We start from the raw sequence: 17,161 nt of genomic DNA, 5'->3' as shown, positions 1-17,161 counted from the left end.
CCAAATCAAGCTTAAAAACTGTCAGATCTGACAGTTCACTGATTCTTGACCGAGTGGGAAAATCCCTGCAGCCCAGTCATCTGGATCGGGTGGAGGCTCACGGGGAAAGGAATCATGGAGCATATTGTTGATTTGCACGGTACTGCCCAAACCGATCAAGACGCACGAAACAAGGCTTCGCAGGTGCTCGCCAAACGAGGTTTTCGGGTGGAGATCTCAAAGGTGGAGATGCATCCAGAAGCGGGTGCGGCAACCGTTTCCTATCTGTACGAACAAGATCCGGGCAATGATCCTGATCGTAATCGGAACGCAAGTTGATATGAGTGTGTCTTGGCCCCGTTGAAACTGGCGGAAGGCAGCCGGAGTCGAACCTGCCCGGGAACGGATGCCGTCCCCAACCGGGTTTGAAGCCCGGCCGCGCCACCGGGCGCGATTGCCTTCCTTATTCGTTGGCCTGAGCCAGTGCACTGTCGAGGCGGATCTGGCGTCGATCACCAAGGCGTCGGGTCAGGCCGATCCGGTCGAAGTACTCAAGAAGCTGCACGCTGCGCTTGCGCCCCAAACCCACCGCATCGCGAAACGCGGCGACCTCGACCACCGGGTTTTCACCGGCCAGTTGCAACAGCATAGCCGCCAATCGGCGCAGCGCCGCGTCGGTGTAGAACAGGTCGCGCACCACTTGATGCAACAGCCCGAGACGCGCCATTTTACGCAGCAGCAGGCGCACCGCCACTTCGTCATGTCCCAGGTCTCGCACCCACGGCGGATTGAAACCGGCCTGTTCAAAGGTTGGCTGCAATTGTTGCCACAAGGCTTCGTCGTCGGCACTCAGGCGCACTTGATGATCGGGCAGATGCAGCCACGGTCTACTGCTGAGCACCACGCCGCTGGCCAGTAACTCGTCGAGCAAACTGATGAACGTCGGACGGTCGAGCACGGAGCCCGAGAACCGGCGCAGGCGATCGCGGTCCGGGCCCATTTGATCCGGTTCCAGTTGATGGAAGCGTGCGAGGTGTTGCAGCAGCGGCGGTTTGAAAGATTCCCAGCGTTCGGCGCTGAATAACAGCGGGCCTTGGCGAGTGCTGATAAGGCGCACGTCGTCGGGCAAAACCCAGCTATTGCGCGGACGGTTGAACTGACGTTCGAGGCGTTGCGGATCAAGTCCAGTGTCGCTGTGGGCCAGCAGCGCAGGCATGACCGATTCAAGACTGTCGCTGCTGGCGAGCGCCTGTAGCTGCGCCAATCGCTCGGGACTGCGGCGATGGCGGCTCGGTGCAAACGGATCGAGCACCCGACCACCACCGAGGGTGCGCTGGGCGCTTTGGTCGCGCAGGATCAGCGGATCGCCCTTCACCGCATGCACCGGCGCGTTCAACAGCAACTGCGCGAACATCCGCTCGCCGGGTGCCAGGCTCGGGCCTTCCAGCAATGCCACGCGCCCGGTCACGTCTTGCGTGCCGAGGTGCACGTGCACCGGGTGAAAGTGCGCAAACGCAATGACTTCGCTGGGCAACAGGCGCATCTCGATATCCAGCCGCTGGGTTGGCGCGTGCAACCACTCGGCGAGCAGCCATTGGCCACGGTGAATCTGCTCCAGATTCAGGCGTTCGGCGCTCAGGTTCAACGCCACCCGTTGCCCGGCGAAGGCATGGTCGGCAGCTTGATTCTGCGCATGCAGCCCGCGCACTCGAACCGGTTTACCCATCGGCCCGAGCAGCAACGTATCGCCCACGGCCACCGAACCCGACAACGCCGTACCCGTCACCACAATACCGGCGCCGGCAACGCTGAACGCTCGATCAATCGCCAGCCGAAACCCGCCGCTTTTGCTGCGTTGCAGGACGTGTTTTTGCTCAGCGAGCAGCGCTTCACGCAATGCCCCAACGCCCTCGCCGGTGACACTCGACAATGCGAACTGCGGAGCGTCTGCATAGGGGCCGGGCGCAAGCAACGCATGGCTCTGTACGCGAACTTCCTCGACGCGCGCAGGCTCAACCCGATCACACTTGGTAATCGCCACCAACGCCCGAGGAATCCCCAGCAACTCGACAATCGCCAGATGCTCGCGGGTCTGGGGCATCACGCCGTCATCCGCCGCCACCACCAACAGCACCAGATCGATCCCTTGCGCCCCGGCGAGCATGTTGTGGGTGAAGCGCTCATGCCCCGGCACGTCGATAAATCCGGTCAACTCCGCCCCCGGCTCCAGCGCCGCGTAGAGATAACCGAGGTCGATAGTCATGCCACGCTCACGCTCTTCGCGACGCCGATCCCCCGCCTGGCCGGTCAGCGCCTCCAGCAACAACGTCTTGCCGTGGTCAATGTGCCCGGCCGTACCGACAATCACCCTTCCCTTCCTTTCAGTTGATCAAGCTGCGCGAGCCACGCCGCTTCGTCGTCCAGTTGCCGCAAGTCCAGCCACAACGCGTCGTCATCGATGCGACCGAGCACCGGAATCGGCAAGCTGCGGAGTGCTGCTTCCAGCCCATTCAAGGTTCGACCGCGCAAGCGTTTGGAAGCCACCGGCCGCAGGCACAACGCCGCACTCGGCAAGCGCGCCACCGGTTGGCTGCCGCTGCCGATCATGCCCAGTGCCGGCACCGCGCTGACATTCCAGCCTTCGCCCAACACCCGCGCCAATGAGGGTTGCAGGCGTTCGGCTTGAGCGAGGATGTCGGCTTGAGGTCGGGTCAACAGGCGCAGGCTCGGCAAGCGTTCGGCAAGTCGATCAGGGTCGCGGTACAAACCCAGCACCGCTTCCATCGCCGCCAAGGTCAGTTTGTCGACCCGTAGCGCACGCTTGAGCGGGTTTTTCTTGATCTTCGCGATCAAGTCCTTGCGCCCGACAATCAGCCCGGCCTGCGGACCGCCGAGCAACTTGTCGCCACTAAACGTGACGATGTCCGCGCCATCCAGCAGCGCCTGGCGCACCGTCGGCTCAGCCGGCAGGCCCCAACGGGTCAAATCCAGCAAACTGCCGCTGCCCAGGTCTTCCAGTAGCGGCAACGCATGCTTGTGCGCCAACTCGGCCAGTTCCGCCGTCGGCACGCGGGTGGTGAATCCGGAGATGGCGTAGTTGCTCGCGTGCACGCGCATGATCAAGCCACTGCGCAGGCCGATAACCGCTTCATAGTCCCTGGCGTGGGTGCGATTGGTGGTGCCGACTTCAACCAGTTTCACCCCGGCTCGGGCCATGATGTCGGGGATGCGAAACGCACCACCGATCTCAATCAGCTCACCCCGAGAGATGATGCCTTCCTTGCGCGCACCCAGGCTGTTGAGGGTCAGCAACACGGCAGCGGCGTTATTGTTGACCACCGTCACCGCTTCGGCACCGGTCAACTCGCGGATCAGGCCTTCAATCAGGTCGTCACGGTCGCCGCGCTTGCCGCTGTGCAGGTCGAATTCCAGATTGATTGGGTAGCGCGCCGCCATTTGCACGGCTTCGATGGCTTCGTCCGGCAACAGCGCGCGCCCAAGATTGGTGTGCAAAACCGTGCCGGTGAGGTTGAACACCCGGCGCACATGGCTGCGATGTTGCGCTATCAGGCGTTCACCTGCGCGGCCCGCGAGCACTTCAGGCGCGATCTCGACCGCCGCCAGTTGTCCCGACAAAACCGGTTCGCGCAGGTCATCGAGCAACTGCCGCAGACTCGCCAGCAATGCATCCCGGCCGTAGCGCTCAGCCAGCGGCCGGCACGCCGGATGGCGCAATAAACTGTCGATGGAAGGCAGGCGCAGGTTGGACATCGGTAACTCCGTAAAGCAATGAACCGTCGCGCCTGAGTGTAGACGTTGGGTTCATTCGCCTCCGGGAGCCAACAACAGATTCGGCGCCAGGCGCTGATAGCCTTCCTGCTCCAGCCGCATATCCAGCAGCAGGCTGGTCAGGTCGGTCGACAACGGCTCGGCCTCGGCATCGTTTTCCAGATACAGCAGTTTCAGATAGCTGTTGCAGCCAGGGCAGACTTCCGCACGCAGCGGTGCCTGATCTGCTGCGTAGCGATCATCGTCGAGACTGACGTATTCCAGACCTTTGCTTTGCTCGCAATACACGCACTTGACCCGCACCACATGCCATTCACAGGCACACAGCGAACACACCAGATAGCGCAAACCGTTGAACTTGCCACGATGGCGAATCACCCCGGCCATCGCCGGTGACCCACAGGCCGGGCATTGGCTGAGACTGTCGCCGGGCTTGAGATCCAGGTTCGGCGTGTCCAGCAACCAATGACTCCACGCCACTTGCAACGCCGCGCCGAGAAACGGCACCACCGCCGCCGGCAGCAAGCTGAATTGACCGCTGACCAACGCAACCGCCCAGGCCTTGAGCTGACCGGGATTGGCACCGAGCAACGTGTTGATCGCACTTTTGACCGCTGTGTCTGGCGGTGGCTTATAGCGCAACAACAGCGCGTATAGAAACGGCAACCAATCCTCCTCACGCACCAGACTGTCAGCGGCGAACGGCGGCAAACCGTGCTGCTGGCAGACGCTCAACCGTTCGGCGTCTGGCAGCTCATCAACCGGCAGGTCATCCAGCATTTCCTGTTGCAGATGACACAACCCGGCCATCAGTCGCAGGTAATCAGCGAGCGGATGCCCCTCGGCCAACCGCTCCAGCCCCTGCGCGCGCAAAGTGAACAGGTTGCGCGGTGGCAAGTGCAGAAACGGCGGCGAACTGGCCGCCGCTTCAATCTGTCCTGGCTCAAGAATCGTCGCCATGGGCTTATCCTTTTCTGATCGGTCGGTCGGGGTCTTCGTCGCGGGTCACTTCGCGATACCAGAGCTCATGGTGCTTCTTCGCCCAGGCGCGGCTGACCCAACCGTGGACCATGGCGCTGATCGAGCCCTTGATCCAGATCCCGGCGTAGATGTGAACGATGATGCTCAACACCAGCACAAACCCCGCCAGCGCATGCAACAGCATGGCCCAGCGAATCGTGGTGATGCCGAAATACACGCTGAAGTACGCGCGCCAAATCACCAACCCCGTGAACAACAACCCTAACATGCATAACAGCAGCGTCCAGAACAGCAGCTTCTGCCCGGGGTTGTACTTGCCAATCGGTGGCACGCCTTCCTCTTCATTCTTGATCACCCGGTCGATGCGCTTGAGCCACAGCCCATCGTTGCGAATGAAGAAGTTGGCCCGCCAGAAACGAATCACCAAGCCGAGGAACAGCACAAACATCAGCACGCCCATGAACGGATGCAAAATCCGCGTCCACGGCCCGCCGCCAAACAGGTTGCTCAGCCAGAACAGCGCCGGATGAAACAACGCCAGCCCGGACAGTGCGGCCATGAAAAACAGGATCGCTACCAGCCAGTGATTGGTTCGCTGGTTGGCGGTGTAGCGCAGGATCTGCTTGCGGATCATGGTCTGTTCTCCCCGCGCGGATCAAAGGTGTGCACCGATGGATCGACCTCGTGCACCGCCGGATCCTTGAACGGTGGCAACTCATCCTCTTCCACAATCTGCGGCCCGATACGCACGTAATGGAAGAACCCGGCCAGCACCGCCAACCCCATCGCCAGTAAGCCCAAGGGTTTGCTCACGCCTTTCCACAAGCCCACCAACGGGCTGATTTCCGGGTCCTTCGCCAGCCCGGCGTACAGTTGCGGCGTGTCGGCATGGTGCAGCACGTACATCACGTGGGTGCCGCCAACCCCGGCCGGGTCGTACAGGCCGGCGTTCTCAAAGCCACGGCTCTTGAGATCGACGATACGCTCGGCGGCGTGTTCCTTCATATCGTCCTTGGTGCCAAAAACGATCGCGCCGGTCGGGCAGGTTTTCACGCAGGCCGGTTCCAGGCCTACAGCGACCCGGTCCGAACACAGCGTGCACTTATAGGCCTTGTGATCTTTTTGCGAGATACGCGGGATGTTGAACGGGCAACCGGTGATGCAATAACCGCAGCCGATGCAATGGTCCTGGTCGAAATCGACGATGCCATTGGCGTGTTTGATGATCGCCCCCGGACTCGGGCACGCCGCCAGGCAACCGGGCTCGGCGCAGTGCATGCAGCCGTCCTTGCGGATCAGCCATTCAAGGTTGCCGGCGTCGGTTTCGTGCTCGGTAAAGCGCATCAGTGTCCAGGTTTCCGCCGTCAGGTCCTGGGGATTGTCGTAGGTGCCGAGATTGTGGCCGACGTCGTCGCGCAACTCGTTCCATTCCGAGCAGGCGACCTGGCACGCCTTGCAGCCGATGCACTTGGTGGTGTCGATCAGCTTCGCCACTTCCTCCTGATTACGCGCCGAGGGTGGCACGGTGGTGGTGGCCGAACGGGCGATGATGTCTTGGCTGGCCATTTAGACTTTCTCCACGTTGACCAGGAATGACTTGGATTCCGGGGTCTGAGTGTTGCCATCGCCGAGGAACGGCACCAGGGTGTTGGTCAGGTAACCGTGACGCGTCAACCCGGTGAATCCCCAATGCAACGGGATCCCGATCTGGTGCACCACCTGGCCGTTGACCTGTAGCGGACGAATGCGCTTGGTCACCACCGCCACCGCCTCGATAAAGCCACGCTTGCTGCTGACCCGCACCTTGTCGCCGGCGACGATGCCCTTCTCTTTCGCCAGCACTTCGCCGATCTCGACGAACTGCTCCGGCTGCGCGATCGCGTTGAGCTTGCAGTGCTTGCTCCAGAAGTGGAAATGCTCGGTCAGCCGATAACTCGTCGCGGCGTACGGATAATCCTTGGCCACGCCGAGGGTGTCCCACACCGAGTCGAAGATCCGCGCCGCCGGGTTGCTGGTGGCTTTTTTGTTGTTCGGGTGCAGCGGGTTGATGCCGATCGGGGTTTCGAACGGCTCGTAGTGCTCGGGGAATGGCCCTTCGTTCATCTTGTCCACGGCGAAGAACCGCGCCACGCCTTCGGGGTTCATGATGAACGGGTTCATCCCGGCGTCCGGTGCCGAATCGACCTTGAAGTCCGGCACATCGGTGCCGCCCCAGGCCTTGCCGTTCCACCACACCAGGCGTTTTTTCTCGTCCCATGGCTTGCCCTGCGGATCAGCTGAAGCGCGGTTGTAGAGAATCCGTCGATTCGCTGGCCAGGCCCAGGCCCAGCCGAGGTGCTGTTTCATGCCATACGGATCGCTGTTGTCGCGGCGGGCCATCTGGTTACCGCTTTCGGTCCAGCTGCCACAGAAAATCCAGCAGCCGGACGCGGTGCTGCCGTCGTCCTTGAGCTGGGCGAAACCGGCCAGCTGTGAATTGCCCTTGATCGCCGCGCCGGTGGCATCGGTGAAATCGGTGGTGGCAACGCCGTTGATTTCCCTGGCCAGTTCTTCCGGCGATGGTTCGTCGGGGATCTTGTACGGCCAGGACAGTTTCAGGATCGGCTCGGGATAGGCCCCGCCCTCCGCCTGATAGCGTTTGCGCAGGCGCAGGAACAACTCGCCCATGATCTTGATATCGGTCAGCGCTTCACCCGGTCCGTCGGCGCCTTTCCAGTGCCATTGCAGCCAGCGACTGCTGTTGACCAGCGAGCCGTCCTCTTCGGCGAAACAGGTGGTGGGCAGGCGAATGACTTCGGTCTGGATATCGGCGCTGGTCACGTCGTTGTACGGCCCGACGTTTTTCCAGAACTCCGAAGTCTCGGTGGACAGCGGGTCCATCACCACCAGCCATTTGAGCTTGGCCAGTGCCGCCATCACGCGGTTTTTGTCCGGCAACGCGGCAATCGGGTTGAAGCCCTGGCACATGTAGCCGTTGACCTTGCCCTGGCCCATCAGGTCGAACATTTTCAGGATGTCGTAGTTGGGGATGTCGAGTTTCGGCAGGTAGTCGTAGGCCCAGTGGTTCTCGGCGGTGGCGTTGTTGCCGTACCAGGATTTCATCAGGCTGACGTGGAACTTGCTGTAGTTCTGCCAGTACGACAGCTGCCCCGGCCGCAAGGGTTTTTGCGTGCGTTTGGTGATGTAGGCGTCGTAGTCCTGCTCGGCGTCCAGGCCCAGGGTCAGGTAACCGGGCAGCGAGTTGGAGAGCAAGCCGAGGTCAGTCAGGCCCTGAATGTTCGAGTGCCCACGCAACGCGTTGACCCCGCCGCCGGGCATGCCGACGTTGCCCAGCAGCAGTTGCACCATCGCCGCGCTGCGGATGATTTGCGAACCGATGGAGTGCTGGGTCCAGCCCAAAGCATAAAGAATCGTCATGGTCTTGCCCGGTTGCGAGCAAGTGGCGATCTCTTCCCAGATTTTCTTGATTGCATCCACCGGCATGCCGCAGATCTGGCTGGCCAGGTCGATGTTGTAGCGGCTGTAGTGGGTTTTCATCAGTTGATAGACGCATTGCGGGTCTTGCAGGGTCGGGTCGACCTTGGCAAAACCGTCCTCGCCGATTTCATAGCCCCAGCCGGACTTGTCGGTGTACAGACGCTTGGCCACGTCGTAGCCGCTGAAAATCCCGTCCTCGAAGCCGTACCCGGCTTTGACGATGAACGATACATCGGTGTAGTTGCGCACGTACTCGTGCTGGATCTTGTCTTCGGTCAGCAGGTAGTTAATCAGCCCGCCCATGAAGGCAATGTCGGTGCCGGTGCGGATCGGTGCGTAATAGTCGGCCACGGACGCGGTGCGGGTGAATCGCGGATCGACCACGACCAGTCGCGCCTTGTTGTGCGCCTTGGCTTCGGTCACCCATTTGAAACCGCACGGGTGCGCTTCTGCTGCGTTGCCGCCCATCACCAGGATCAGGTTCGCGTTGGCGATATCGGTCCAGGTATTGGTCATGGCACCACGGCCGTACGTCGGGGCAAGACTTGCCACCGTCGGACCGTGTCAGACACGCGCCTGGTTATCGAACCCCAGCATGCCGAGACTGCGGATCACCTTGTGGGTGATGTAGCCCGCTTCGTTGGACGCCGCCGACGCTGCGAGGAACCCGGTGGTCAGCCAGCGATTCACCGTTTGGCCCTGGGCGTTCTTCTCGATGAAATTGGCGTCGCGGTCGGCCTTCATCAGGTCGGCCACGCGGTCCAGCGCTTCGTCCCAGGAGATCCGCGTCCATTCTGTGCTGCCCGGCTTGCGCACTTGCGGGTATTGCAAGCGGCTGGGGCTGTGAATGAAGTCCAGCAGGCCCGCGCCTTTCGGACACAAGGTGCCGCGGTTGACCGGGTGATCGGCGTCGCCTTCGATGTGGATGATGCTCTGGGCGACGTTCTTGGCCTGGTCGCCCTGGCTATACATGATCAAGCCGCAACCCACCGAGCAGTACGGGCAGGTGTTGCGGGTTTCATGGGTGTGGGCGAGTTTGAAATGACGCACTTGCTCGGCAAAGGCCGGCGCCGGGAGCATGCCCAGCGCGCCAAGGCTCGAGCCCGCAAGGCCGATACCGGCGACCTTGAAGAACTGACGACGGTTGAGATCCATCGTGCACTCCTTTTTTCTGGACAAATACATTTCAAACTCTAGGCCAGTGAAACGGCGGCCCAGATGAAAACCGACCGTCGGCACACAACCAATCCCCCTGTGGGAGCGAGCTTGCTCGCGATGGCGCCAGGTCAGTCAACAATGATGTTGAATATGAGATGGCTATCGCGAGCAAGCTCGCTCCCACATGGGTCGGCGGCTTATCATGCCGCCATGATTAACCCCCACCCATTATGAGACTGAGCATGACCTTCGATTTCGATCAGGTGTTCGACCGCCACGCAACCGGCAGTACCAAATGGAGCCGTTACCCGGCCGACGTGTTGCCGATGTGGGTCGCGGACATGGATTTCGCCGCGCCGCCGGTGATTATCCAGGCCCTGCAAAAACGCCTGGAACACCCGTTGCTCGGCTACAGCGTGGCCCCGGACAACCTGCGCGATGCGATCGTCGCCGATCTCTGGAACAAATACGCCTGGCGCGTCCAGCCGCAGGAAATCGTGTTTCTGCCGGGTGTGGAATCGGGTTTCAACATGGCGCTGAATGCGCTGGTGCAGCCGCAACAGAACGTCGTGGTGCAGACCCCAAACTACCCTCCGCTGCGCCACGCGCCGGGACATTGGGGCTTGAACAAGGTTGAGCTGGAATTTGACGCCCAGGCCGACGGTTCCTACGCAACGCCGCTGGAAGCATTGCGCGAATCCCTGAGCGGTGGCGGCGCGCTGTTGCTGAGCAATCCGCACAACCCGCTGGGCAAGGTGTTCCCGCGCGAAGAACTGCAAGCCGTGGCGGATATTTGCCTGCAACAGGACGCCTGGATCATCTCCGACGAGATCCACGCCGAGCTGTGTTACGACGGGCGCGTACACATTCCTACCGCCTCGCTGAGCGCGGAAGTCGCCAAACGTACCATCACCCTGATGTCGGCGAGCAAGGCGTACAACATCGCCGGTTTGAAGACCTCGTTCATGATCATTCAGGATCCGGCGCTGCTGTCGCGGGTCAACCATGCCCGTTGCGGTCTGGTGGACAGCGTCAACCCGCTGGGCCTGGAAGCTACGCGTGTGGCCTACACCGAAGGCGGTCCGTGGCTTGCTGAACTGATGACCTATCTGCACGGCAACCGTGACTATCTGGTGAACGCGGTTCGTACGCGACTGCCGGGCGTGACCATCAACGTGCCACAAGGCACTTACCTGGCATGGCTAGATTGCTCCGCGCTGGGGCTGGACGATCCGCAGCGGTTCTTCCTTGAACAGGCCAAGGTCGGCTTGAGCGCCGGTCTGGATTTCGGTGATCACAGCAAACAGTTCGTGCGCCTGAACTTCGGCTGCCCACGGGCATTGCTGGAAGAAGGGATTGCGCGGATGCAGCGCAGCCTGAAGGCCTGACACCACCCCCCTGTAGGAGCGAGGCTTGCCCGCGAAGACGGCAGTCCAGTCAATATTGATGTTGACTGATAGACCGCCTTCGCGGGCAAGCCTCGCTCCTACAAGGGCATCGGCGTGCATGCTTAATCTCATCTGAAATCCAACCGAACTCCACGCAAAAGGCCAGGGTCAACCCTCCAGGAGCGGCATCCGCCCTCGCCTTTTTTGCCTTGAGACTGGAGATCGATGATGACTGACTACCCAAAACCGCCCTTCGCGAAACAGGCCCAACCCGTACCCGGCTCGCAAAAGAAAATGGACCCGTATCCCGACTGCGGCGAGCAGAGCTATAAGGGCTCCGGCCGACTGGAAGGCAAGATCGCCCTGATCACCGGCGGCGACAGCGGTATCGGGCGCGCCGTGGCGATTGCCTTTGCCCGGGAAGGCGCCGACGTGGCCATCGCCTACCTGAATGAACACGAAGACGCCGAGGAAACCGCGCGCTGGGTCGAACAGGCCGGGCGTCAGTGCCTGCTGCTGCCCGGCGATCTGGCGCAAAAAGCCCAGTGCTACGACATTGTCAGCAAGACCGTCGAGCGCTTTGGCCACATCGACGTGCTGGTCAACAACGCCGCGTTCCAGATGACCCACCAGAATTTCGAAGACATTCCCGACGAAGAATGGGTGATGACCTTCGACGTCAACATCACCGCTATCTTCAGGATCTGCCAGGCAGCGCTGAAGCACATGAAGTCCGGTGGCTCGATCATCAACACCAGTTCGGTCAACTCCGACATGCCCAAACCGACCCTCCTGCCCTACGCCACCACCAAGGGTGCCATCGCCAATTTCACTGGCGGACTGGCGCAGATGCTCGGGCCGAAAGGCATCCGGGTGAACAGCGTGGCGCCCGGTCCGATCTGGACGCCGCTGATCGTCTCAACCATGACCGATGAAGAAGTGCAGAACTTTGGCGGCGAAACACCGCTCGGCCGGCCGGGACAACCGGTGGAAGTCGCGCCGATTTATGTGCTGCTGGCCTCGGACGAAGCCAGCTACATCACCGGTCAGCGCTACGGCGTGACGGGTGGCAAACCGATCCTTTAAATGGAACCAGCCGACCCCTGCAGAACTCAACTCATTACAGGCCTGCCCACGGCGGGCCCACCCAGCGAGAATACGGAATGAGCTTCACTTTATGGGTGGCTGTATTGGGTGCGGTGCTGTTGACGCTGGCGCTGACGTCGTCGTTTCTGCGCTGGATGCCGGTGACCACTTCAGCCGTCTGCTTGGCGTTGGGAGTGGGCATCGGTCCGGCGGGCATGAATTTGCTCAAGCTGGACATCAAGGACGCGTCAAACTGGATGGAGCACCTGACGGAAGTCGCAGTGCTCTTTTCGCTGTTTGTCTGCGGCTTGAAGCTGCGTCTGCCGCTCAGGGATCGCAGGTGGCGAGTCGCGTTCGGGCTCGCCGGGCCAGTGATGCTGCTGAGTATTGCTGGCGTGAGCCTGTTGCTGCACTACGGCCTGGATCTGCCGTGGGGGCCGTCGATGTTGATCGGCGCAATCCTCGCACCGACCGATCCGGTGCTGGCAGCGCTGGTGCAGGTCAATGACGCCAAGGACTACGACCCGGTGCGCTTCGGGCTCTCGGGTGAGGCAGGTCTGAACGACGGCGTTGCGTTTCCTTTCGTGATCCTCGGTTTGCTGTTTCTACAGCAGAGCGGCAGTTCAAGCGCCTGGCTCGATGACTGGGCTTTGAAAAGCCTGTTGTGGGCGGTGCCCGCCGGGTTGCTGACCGGTTATTGGATGGGCCACGGCATCGGTCGCGTGACGTTGTCGATGCGCATCCGCAATGCCGACAGCACCTTCTCCCCCAATGATTACCTGACCCTGGCGCTGATCGCCCTGGCCTATGTGGCGGCCGAATCGATTCACGGCTACGGCTTCCTGTCGGTGTTCGCCGCAGGTTTGGGCCTGCGCCAAGCGGAGGTCAAATCCACCGGCGACACCCAGACCCCGGCCGAGCACTTGGTGCAACCGGTGGTCGGCCATCAGAACGTCGAGCCCGAGGCAGCGGTGCATGGTGATGTCGCCAACCTGGAAGACACCCAGGTCGCGGCCGGCATCATGATGGGCGACATGCTCGCCTTCGGCAGCCTGGTGGAACGGGCCATGGAAGTGTTTTTGGTGACGCTGCTCGGGGTGGTGCTGGTGGCGCATTGGGACTGGCGCGCGCTGGTGATTGCGGCGGTGCTGTTCTGCGCGATTCGGCCCTTGAGCGTGTGGCTTATTCCCTGGGGAGGCCTGCTCGACCGGCGGCAACGTTCATTGATCGGCTGGTTCGGGATTCGCGGCATCGGTAGCTTTTATTACCTGTTCTACGCGCTGAACCATGATCTCCCACCGTCCGTTGCGACCCTGTGTACTGACCTGACGCTGTCAGTGGTGGCGTTGAGCATCCTGATTCATGGCATCAGCACTCAGCCGATGCTGGCTTGGTATGAGCGTAAAACTCATCCAAAAAACTGATTGATTTTTACGATAGCTAGCTATGTATCCATCCATTTTCCAACCCGAAAATAATGAAATTACTTAGGGGGGCATGCAGTCACAACTGTATCCAGCCGTTGTGGCTACTTCCAAAAAAGAGGTTAACGTTATGCAGTATTCGGCCCCGGTGAACCCAGATGCATGCCGCGACTTTGCACTCGAATGTAATCGCCAGTTGTTCGAGGACGCGCATCTGTTGAGCCAGGAGGCCTTTGAACTGCTGGAGAAAGCCGAGCTGGATGCCGAATTGTTCACCCATTACCAGGCCCTGCGGTACAAGGCTGATATGAAATTCGAAGAAGCGATCGATCATCTGCGTTTGATCGAGGAAGAGTTTCCGTCGGCAGAAAGGTTGGCTTTGCTGCGCTCGAAATCGTCTGGCGAGGGTTTTGATTCGCGGGCTTGAGCCAGTAAAAAAGATCGCCGCCTTCGGTAGGAGCTACCGAAAGCGGCGATCTTTTTATTTCAGGGCCGCGATTTGCACTGAGCAGCCTCGTCAATTCATGCACCTTGCACGGCAAATATATTAAACCGTCCTTCCAAGCCATTGTTTTAAAACGGCTTTTATCTCAACTAAAATCAGGCACAGGAAATGCTCTTGAACTGTAAGCGACTGACGGCAACCCGATCGTCTGCGCTGCCCAGTGATTAAACCAAGAGGTTCGACCATGAACGCCATTGACCTGTTGAAAGCCGACCACGAACGCGTAAAAGGTATCCTCGGCCAGTTGAGTGAGTCCACGGAGCGCGCAGTCAAAAAACGTACGGAGTTGATCGCCAAGCTGGAAATGGAGATCACCATCCACACGCGTCTGGAAGAGGAAGTGCTCTACCCCGCCTACAAGAAGGCCGGTGGCAAAGAACAGGAAGTCATGTACTACGAAGCCAAGGAAGAACACCGGACCGTGGATTCCCTGGTGCTGCCAGACCTGAAAACCACCGATCCTTCGACACCCGAGTTCTCGGGCCGGGTGAAAGTGGTCAAGGAACTGCTGGAACACCACATCGAGGAAGAAGAAACCGAGATGTTCCCGCAAGCCAAAAAGCTGCTGGGCAAAGCCACATTGGAAGAACTGGGGCAGCAAATGGAAATGCTCAAGGTTCAATACAAGAAAGAAATGACGGCGGCTAATCTGGCGGCTTGATGCTGGCACGCTCAACCTGTGCTGAGGGGGCTTGCTGTGGCGAGGGGGCTTGCTCCCGTTGGACTGCGCAGCAGTCCCCTTCTTCTTGGGGCCGCTTCGCAGCCCGACGGGGGCAAGCCCCCTCGCCACAACCGCGTTTCACCAAGAAAATTATTCAACCCCCAGGATTAGTGACCTGGATGTAGAACGAGTAACTGCCCAGCAACATCCAGAACGTTGCAAAAATCCACGGCGTGCGCACCGAGAACAACAGCGACTTGCGATAGCCCTTGTGGCTCGACTCCGTTTCTGCGAACAACGGCGACTCATCGTAGGCCAAGCCCATCAGCGGTTCGCTGTCCAGCAATTGGCTTTGCTTGAAGTGCCAGTGATCGATGATGTCGTAGGCGGCCCGAATGCCCGGCCAGGCGTTCAACGAACTGAGCACGCCCAGTAACGCCAGAAACGGTGGCACCACCAGCGTGAACAACTTGCCCCACTCCGGATTGAGGTTGGACATGCAGGACGCGAAGGCAATCACCAGAAACGATTGCGCTGCCAGATAAGCGTCGGTGCGGTTGGCCAGAATGCTGGTTTCGTATTGGATTTCCCGGCGATAGAAGTCCAGGCGTTCCTTGGGTGAACCGAACATCTTGGCGTTGTGTTCGTTCAGGGCTTCTTCAGCCAGAGTGTCAGTCAGAATTCTTGGCACGGTGCTCACACACAGAGTGGAAAGCATTTAGAAGAAGCCTGCACTGGCAAAGTTCAGCCCGATTTCCCCTCTGTCATTTCATCGCCTGCGCAATGATCTCGACCAAATGCAGTTGGGTAAACGGTTTGGACAAGCGCGGTAGTTCAGTCACGAAGCCTTCCAGGCGATCGGCGTAACCGGTGGCCAGGATGATCGGCAGGTCGGGTTTCTGCGCCCGGATAGCCTGTGCCAGTTGCGCGCCATTCATTTGCGGCATGGCCATGTCAGTGATGACCAGATCAATGTTTTGACCGCTGTCGAACGCTTGCAGCGCCTGCGCACCGGATGCCGCACTGATCACCCGATGGCCCAGATCCTCAAGCAGTAAACTGGTGCTGGTCAGTACCAGGCTGTCGTCATCCACGACCAGCACACTGAGCCCCGGTATCGTCGACATGGCCGGCGTCTCGATAACAGGTGCTCGTACTTCGCCGGGGGTTGCGACGGGCAACCAGAGTTCTGCGGTGGTTCCAGCGTCCTTCTGGCTCTTGAGAATGAAGCGTCCGCCCAACTGCGCGATAAAGCCGTGAACCATCGACAATCCCAGCCCGGTGCCTTTGCCCACGCCTTTGGTGGTGAAAAAAGGATCGGTCGCCGACGCCAGCGTAGTCTGGTCCATGCCCTCCCCGGTATCGGCGACACTCAGGCACACATAGCGACCGACCGGCAAGGATGACCGGGCCGGATCGCTGACCTGTTCGTTGCGGGCACTGATGACAATCTTGCCGCCGTCGGGCATGGCATCACGGGCGTTGGTCGCCAGATTCAGCACCGCCAGTTCAAGTTGATTAAGGTCGGCCGCAGCAGGTTCAAGGTCGGGCGCGAAGCAGGTTTCGAGATTCACTGCCGGCCCCAGGGAGCTGCGCAACAGGCCGGTGATCCCTTGAATCAGCGCCGGGATTTCAACCGATTCGGTCTTGAGTTCCTGGCGCCGGGCGAAGGCCAGCATACGCTGGGTCAGGGACACGCCACGCAGGGCACCCTGCGTGGCATTGTCCAGCAAACGCAAGATTTTCGGATCGTCTGACACGCGTTTACGCACGATTTCCAGATTGCCGAGGATTACCGTCAGCAGGTTGTTGAAGTCGTGGGCAATCCCGCCACTGAGTTGGCCAATGGCCTGCATCTTTTGCGCCTGGAACAGCGCTTCACGGGTTTGCTCAAGGGCTTGCTGGGCTTGCGTCACTTCGGTGATATCGCGAGTGATCTTGGCGAAACCGAGCAGCGTCCCCGTCTCGCCCCATATCGGGTCCACCACGACGTGAGCCAGGAACTGTGTCCCGTCCTTGCGCAGGCGCCAGGCCTTGTTTTCGAAGCGACCTTCCCGCGTAGCAGTCGCCAGCGCCCGTTGCGGCTCGCCGGCTTCGCGGTCCGCGGGGGTGTAGAACATCGAAAAATGCTTGCCGATGACCTCTTCCGGCCGGTAACCCTTGATGCGCTGGGCGCCAAGGTTCCAGTTGGTCAGGTATCCGTCCGGGGAGAGCATGTAGATCGCGTAATCGGTGACGCTCTGAACCAGCAAACGAAATTGTTGCTCGCTTTGCTTGAGGGTTTCTTCGGCCATTTTGCGGTCGGTCAGGTCTCGGGTGATCTTGGCGAAACCCACTAGCGTGCCCGACGGGTCGATAATCGGATCGATCACCACATGCGACCAGAACAGCGTGCCGTCCTTGCGTACCCGCCAGCCTTCGCCCTCGAAACGCCCTTCCGTCCTGGCTGTATCCAGCGCGCGCTGGGGTAGACCGGCCAGCCGATCGGCCTCGGTATAGAAGCGCGAGAAATGCTGGCCGAGAATCTCCGCCTCTTCATAGCCCTTGAAACGCCGGGCACCGGCATTCCAGCTGGTAATGATGCCATCGGGATCGATCATGTAGATCGCATAATCCACCACGGAATCGATCAGCTGACGAAATCGGCTGTCCTCGATAGCCTTGGTTTTTGTCCGATCACCGCTCATTGATCCCTCCCGACGTTATTGTTCTG

General features: G+C 60.4%; 14 protein-coding genes and 1 tRNA gene. 6 read left to right on the top strand and 9 right to left on the bottom strand.

What is annotated here, in order from left to right; translation table 11 throughout:
- The first annotated feature begins 114 nt into the window (after positions 1-114).
- Positions 115-318 (top strand): hypothetical protein, encoded by a 204-nt coding sequence (locus ACIOYV_RS03760; protein ID WP_054045995.1) that lies wholly within the window; start codon positions 115-117, stop codon positions 316-318.
- 28 nt (positions 319-346) lie between these two features.
- On the opposite strand, the gene ACIOYV_RS03755 is transcribed toward ACIOYV_RS03760, so the two are convergent.
- The 7 genes from ACIOYV_RS03755 to fdnG form a co-directional block, all read right to left on the bottom strand.
- Positions 347-442, bottom strand: a tRNA-Sec gene (locus tag ACIOYV_RS03755).
- Positions 443-2,347, bottom strand: a complete 1,905-nt coding sequence (selB, locus tag ACIOYV_RS03750; RefSeq protein ID WP_401320925.1) for a selenocysteine-specific translation elongation factor — start codon at positions 2,345-2,347, stop codon at positions 443-445.
- Positions 2,344-3,750, bottom strand: a complete 1,407-nt coding sequence (gene selA / locus ACIOYV_RS03745; RefSeq protein ID WP_401320923.1) for an L-seryl-tRNA(Sec) selenium transferase — start codon at positions 3,748-3,750, stop codon at positions 2,344-2,346. Before selA ends, selB begins: the two co-directional genes overlap by 4 nt.
- Before the next feature lie 51 nt (positions 3,751-3,801).
- Positions 3,802-4,728 carry a formate dehydrogenase accessory protein FdhE gene (gene fdhE, locus ACIOYV_RS03740; protein WP_401320921.1) on the bottom strand — a complete coding sequence of 309 codons (927 nt, stop codon included), beginning with the start codon at positions 4,726-4,728 and terminating at the stop codon, positions 3,802-3,804.
- 4 nt (positions 4,729-4,732) lie between these two features.
- A complete protein-coding gene (locus tag ACIOYV_RS03735; protein WP_401320919.1) occupies positions 4,733-5,383 on the bottom strand; it encodes a formate dehydrogenase subunit gamma in 651 nt (216 codons plus the stop codon).
- Positions 5,380-6,315 carry a formate dehydrogenase subunit beta gene (fdxH, locus tag ACIOYV_RS03730; RefSeq protein WP_401320918.1) on the bottom strand — a complete coding sequence of 312 codons (936 nt, stop codon included), beginning with the start codon at positions 6,313-6,315 and terminating at the stop codon, positions 5,380-5,382. The genes ACIOYV_RS03735 and fdxH overlap by 4 nt, the downstream gene beginning before the upstream one ends.
- Entirely contained in the window at positions 6,316-9,381 is a 3,066-nt protein-coding gene (gene fdnG, locus ACIOYV_RS03725) for a formate dehydrogenase-N subunit alpha (protein ID WP_401320915.1), read from the bottom strand.
- Positions 9,382-9,626: 245 nt separating this feature from the next.
- On the opposite strand from fdnG, the gene ACIOYV_RS03720 reads away from it, so the two are divergent.
- The 5 genes from ACIOYV_RS03720 to ACIOYV_RS03700 all read left to right on the top strand — a co-directional run bounded on the left by ACIOYV_RS03720 (position 9,627) and on the right by ACIOYV_RS03700 (position 14,448).
- Positions 9,627-10,772, top strand: coding sequence for a MalY/PatB family protein (locus tag ACIOYV_RS03720; protein WP_401320913.1), 1,146 nt, complete (start codon positions 9,627-9,629; stop codon positions 10,770-10,772).
- A 228-nt stretch (positions 10,773-11,000) separates the two neighbouring features.
- Positions 11,001-11,858, top strand: coding sequence for an SDR family oxidoreductase (locus tag ACIOYV_RS03715; protein ID WP_054046013.1), 858 nt, complete (start codon positions 11,001-11,003; stop codon positions 11,856-11,858).
- 77 nt (positions 11,859-11,935) lie between these two features.
- Positions 11,936-13,282, top strand: coding sequence for a cation:proton antiporter (locus tag ACIOYV_RS03710; protein ID WP_401320910.1), 1,347 nt, complete (start codon positions 11,936-11,938; stop codon positions 13,280-13,282).
- A 130-nt stretch (positions 13,283-13,412) separates the two neighbouring features.
- Positions 13,413-13,709: a hypothetical protein gene (locus tag ACIOYV_RS03705; RefSeq protein ID WP_401320908.1), complete on the top strand. Its 297-nt coding sequence runs from the start codon at positions 13,413-13,415 to the stop codon at positions 13,707-13,709.
- A gap of 262 nt (positions 13,710-13,971) precedes the next feature.
- Positions 13,972-14,448: a hemerythrin domain-containing protein gene (locus ACIOYV_RS03700; protein WP_054614760.1), complete on the top strand. Its 477-nt coding sequence runs from the start codon at positions 13,972-13,974 to the stop codon at positions 14,446-14,448.
- Between the two features lie 154 nt (positions 14,449-14,602).
- Here the strand turns inward: ACIOYV_RS03700 and ACIOYV_RS03695 are convergent, their stop codons facing one another.
- Together ACIOYV_RS03695 and ACIOYV_RS03690 are read right to left on the bottom strand one after the other, a co-directional pair.
- The gene (locus ACIOYV_RS03695) at positions 14,603-15,139 is read right to left on the bottom strand and encodes a hypothetical protein (RefSeq protein ID WP_290026335.1); all 537 of its coding nucleotides are present in this window, start codon (positions 15,137-15,139) and stop codon (positions 14,603-14,605) included.
- A 73-nt stretch (positions 15,140-15,212) separates the two neighbouring features.
- Positions 15,213-17,135, bottom strand: coding sequence for a PAS domain S-box protein (locus tag ACIOYV_RS03690; protein ID WP_401320905.1), 1,923 nt, complete (start codon positions 17,133-17,135; stop codon positions 15,213-15,215).
- Between the last annotated feature and the right edge of the window lie 26 nt (positions 17,136-17,161).

The sequence above is a fragment of the Pseudomonas sp. NPDC087342 genome, from assembly GCF_044744265.1.
Taxonomy (GTDB): domain Bacteria; phylum Pseudomonadota; class Gammaproteobacteria; order Pseudomonadales; family Pseudomonadaceae; genus Aquipseudomonas; species Aquipseudomonas nunensis.
The sequence above is the reverse complement of the archived record's forward strand: the minus strand, read 5'-3'. Positions and strand labels throughout refer to the sequence as shown.